Source organism: Polynucleobacter sp. AP-Feld-500C-C5 (genome assembly GCF_018882265.1).
Lineage (GTDB): Bacteria > Pseudomonadota > Gammaproteobacteria > Burkholderiales > Burkholderiaceae > Polynucleobacter.
In genome coordinates this window covers 1-3,762 of sequence record NZ_JACVOW010000008.1, presented here as the reverse complement: position 1 = coordinate 3,762, position 3,762 = coordinate 1, and the positions used below count along the sequence as shown (strand labels likewise).

General features: G+C 41.9%; 6 protein-coding genes. 5 read left to right on the top strand and 1 reads right to left on the bottom strand.

Annotated features, from left to right (window positions below):
- Positions 1-228 precede the first annotated feature (228 nt).
- Complete coding sequence (locus ICN21_RS01650) at positions 229-618, top strand: tautomerase family protein (protein ID WP_216176282.1); 390 nt, start codon at positions 229-231, stop codon at positions 616-618.
- An 86-nt stretch (positions 619-704) separates the two neighbouring features.
- Positions 705-1,112: a cupin domain-containing protein gene (locus ICN21_RS01645; protein WP_216123325.1), complete on the top strand. Its 408-nt coding sequence runs from the start codon at positions 705-707 to the stop codon at positions 1,110-1,112.
- Between the two features lie 55 nt (positions 1,113-1,167).
- On the opposite strand, the gene ICN21_RS01640 is transcribed toward ICN21_RS01645, so the two are convergent.
- Positions 1,168-1,740, bottom strand: a complete 573-nt coding sequence (locus ICN21_RS01640; RefSeq protein ID WP_255534164.1) for a hypothetical protein — start codon at positions 1,738-1,740, stop codon at positions 1,168-1,170.
- Positions 1,741-1,813: 73 nt separating this feature from the next.
- On the opposite strand from ICN21_RS01640, the gene ICN21_RS01635 reads away from it, so the two are divergent.
- From ICN21_RS01635 to ICN21_RS01625, 3 genes are all read left to right on the top strand, one after another.
- Entirely contained in the window at positions 1,814-2,167 is a 354-nt protein-coding gene (locus tag ICN21_RS01635; protein WP_215296020.1) for a winged helix DNA-binding protein, read from the top strand.
- A gap of 156 nt (positions 2,168-2,323) precedes the next feature.
- Entirely contained in the window at positions 2,324-2,908 is a 585-nt protein-coding gene (locus tag ICN21_RS01630) for a histidine phosphatase family protein (protein WP_255534163.1), read from the top strand.
- Between the two features lie 137 nt (positions 2,909-3,045).
- Positions 3,046-3,570 carry a superoxide dismutase family protein gene (locus ICN21_RS01625; RefSeq protein WP_251372063.1) on the top strand — a complete coding sequence of 175 codons (525 nt, stop codon included), beginning with the start codon at positions 3,046-3,048 and terminating at the stop codon, positions 3,568-3,570.
- Positions 3,571-3,762: the final 192 nt, after the last annotated feature.

The following is a 3,762-nucleotide window of genomic DNA, read 5'->3' as shown; positions in this document are numbered from 1 at the left end:
AGACACAAATTTGAGCTTTTCGTCCATCTTCGTACTTTCATTCCACGGCATAGAGTGGTCCCTCCTATGCCAAAAACTGTAAAGTATGTGCCCGGTATAAAACGTAAACTATGTCTCGGGTAGGACAAATAGCCCACTTGTTGGGCTATTTTCTTTTGTGACAAATGAGTGCATGGCATAACAAGATTTATCAGATTTAGATAAGATAAAAGTAAATAAGGAGGCTCTATGCCATTTGTCAGAATCGATTTAAGCAAAAAACACCAAGAAGGCTTTGCCCAGCAAGTGGGCGAAATTGTTTATCAAGTGATGACGGCGCATATTAATGTGCCTAAAGATGATAAGTTTCAAGTTATTACTAAGCACGAAAGTCAGGAGCTAGTCGTACCTAAAAGTTATTTAGGCATTGAGTATTCTGAAGATATTATCTTTATTCAGGTGACTTTAAATGAGGGTAGAACTACTGAGCTGAAAAAAAAGTTCTACAAAGCCATATGTGAAGGCTTGGTTGAAAGACTTAAAGTTAGACCTCAAGACATTGTCATCAATTTGATTGAGGTGAATAAAGAAAACTGGTCATTTGGTAATGGTGAGATGCAATACGCCCCCAAAGATTAGCGATTCTAGGGCCTAGTAGTCTCATATATCCTCACATAGAATCAGTTTACGATACGATATCTACATTAATTTAATAAGGGCTGAAAATGAAACTAGCAAAATGGCTTGGGCTGGGTTTGTCGATCAGTTTTTTTATGGCCCACTTTGCGTTCGCGCAGACGCAGACTGACGAGTTGCGACCAAAACGTACGGTACTTCAAAAATCGGATGTGGGTAGCACCGGAAGAGAGGCCACTTTGCAGATTGTTGAGTTTCCAGCTGGCGCCGCTGAAGTTCCTCATACACATCCTGGCGAATTAGTGGGTTATATATTAGAGGGTTCTGTAGATTTAATGGTTGAAGGAAAACCGATGGCCTCTTTGAAAGAAGGCGATGGTTTTATTATTGAAGGCGGTAAAGTACATGCTGCAAAGAATACGGCCAAAGGAATCACCAAATTATTGGCAACCGTGATCTTGGAAAAAGGTAAGCCAACTTCGGCCCCTGCCAAATAAGACTTAGTCAGAAATCTTAGATTATCTCCAGCATGAAGCGTTTTTTAAAAGGGCACTACTCAATCAAGTTATCCCTGCCTAGCCTTCCTTTAACTAAGTCAATCCCATATTTAATAACGGCCACAAACAATATTGATCCTGCAATATCTCCGCAGAACATGGCAATGAAATGATTCCAACTGCCAGAATCTAGACCCATTATCACAAACCAAAGTTGATGTAGGCCTGAGCTCAGGAATGAATATGCAACGATTATCACCAAGAGCTGTCTTAATGAAATGTTACTAAGATCGGGCTGAACTTTGAGGTTGTGAATGACAAAGTGCCTACCTAGTAGAGGCGCTACTCCGCAAATAATCGCAATACCAACTGTAGAAGTTATGCCGTATTCATAAAAACCAATGTAGTTAATTAAGAGTGAAGCAATGGCTAGGCCAATAGCGCCAGAGTAATCTAATATTAGAGTGATAAAAATACGAATGCCTGCAGGGAGAAAAATCCAATTAACCCCCCTGGCATCTTCAAGTGGTGCCGTGATGGCTTGATTGAAATAAAAGAATGCCATATACAGAGCGGCGCTAAGGATGATTTCGAAGAGAAATTGGCTAGAAGCCTTGAAAATAGGCATTAAATGATTATGAATTTAATTGGTGCATAGCATAGTGGTGTTTACCCTTCGGGGGGGGGGTAGAATTGAGATTATGAAAGCTATTAACCCTTCAGCCTATATTCGTTTTTTAAATTGCTTAGATGGCCTTGATCATATGAATCCAGGCAAGAAACTAGATGCAACCGAAGAGCAACTTCTGAACAAGATTACCTTGGCTGCCACTCAAGGCAAGGAGCTTTTGGTGGGCGATTTAATTTCCTTAAGTGAGCTAGGCTCACAAGCGACGCTCCACGGACGTATTAAGAATTTAGTCGCCATGGGTTATGTAAAGCTCAATGAAGATAAGACTGATGGGCGCAAAAAATTTGTGATTCCTACGACAAAAGCGATTAAGCATTATGAGCATTTATCTGCCTGTCTAGAAAAAGCTCTAAAGAGTGGTTAAGCTGGATTAGAGATCCTTGGCTCTTGCTGATTCCGATCCGGGTTACCAAGAACTCAATAATGCCCCGCTTTATGCGGGGCATTATCTTTTGGTCTGGCAGGATTGATGGTCATCGATTAGGATGGTGTGGCTGACTTGCAAAATGACAAAATTTTTATGAATCGTATTAATCGAACCATTACTACATGTATTTTTTTACTGAGCAGTCTTTGTATTGCTCAGCAAGTAATGGCTACTCTGGCAAATGATTTGCAGGATGGTCAGCATGTGCTGTTAATGAGGCACGCTGATGCTCCTGGCTATGGAGATCCTGCTGGGTATGTCATTAGCCAGTGTTCCACTCAGCGTAACTTAGATGATTACGGCAAAAGACAAGCTAAGGCAATAGGGGTGTGGTTAGCTAGCCAAGGTATTCAAAAGGCAGACGTGTTTAGTAGTCCATGGTGTAGATGTTTGGATACAGCAACTCTTCTTAATAAGGGCCCAATAAAAATTGAGCCATCACTCGGCTCATTTTTTGACAATATGAGCCTAGAAAAGAAGCAAACCAAAGAATTGGAGGAGCTCATTAAAAGCGAGCTGTCTAGGCAATCTAAGGCGCCACTCATTCTGGTAACACACCATGTCAATATTCAGGCCTTCACTGGCAAAGTAGTTGGGGTGGGCGATATGGTTTTGGTGAAGGTGAATAAAAACGGAGAACATCTTTCCCATACACTTTATCCTAGTCCCAAGCCCTGAGGGCAGAGTTTGATACCGTCCGCCCTTAAATAAATTAATAAGACTACTTTGAAAGAGGTCTTTTTTGATTTAATGGTATTTTTGTGAGAATCAGGCAAGATCTAACTTGCAGCAATATAAACAAAAGGAGACAGGTAATGATTAAAGGGATTTCTTTAACAATGGGCGCGCTTGCAGTTATGTCTTTGGTGGCTTGCCAATCAATGGAGCATGGAACCGGCCAAAAAGCATCGGCCACCCTGGATTCACGTTCTGGATCAAATACAAAAGGTACGGTTAACTTTGTTTGGCAAGGACATGATGTTTTGGTAACCGGGAACTTTTCCGGATTAAAGCCAAATGCTGAGCAAGGATTTCATGTTCACGAAAAAGGAGATTGCTCTGCTCCTGATGCAACCAGTGCAGGCGGACACTTTAATCCAGACACAAAGTCACATGGTATGCCTGGAAGCGGCTCAAATCATGCTGGAGATATGCCAAATATTAAATCGGACGCCAATGGCAATGCAGTGTATTCGGCAAAGTTAAGTGGGTTTGCAGTTAATAGTGGCCCTACTGGAATATTGGGAAGATCAGTTGTTGTTCATCGCGACCCTGATGATTACAAATCACAGCCAGCGGGTAACTCAGGCCCCAGAATTGCCTGCGGTCTAATTAAGTAAGGTAGAGCATTCAAGGCTTCGATCGATTCTGCTTGGAGCCGCTAAGAAACACTAAAGCCACCTTTGTGAACTGACCCCCAAAAGTTGGACGCTATGTCCAACCAAGGGGGTTTTGTTTTATGAGCAAGTACAGCAAGCAGTTCAAGCTAAAGGTAGTTAAAGAGTTTCTAAAGTCAGGTGGTCTTAAGCGGG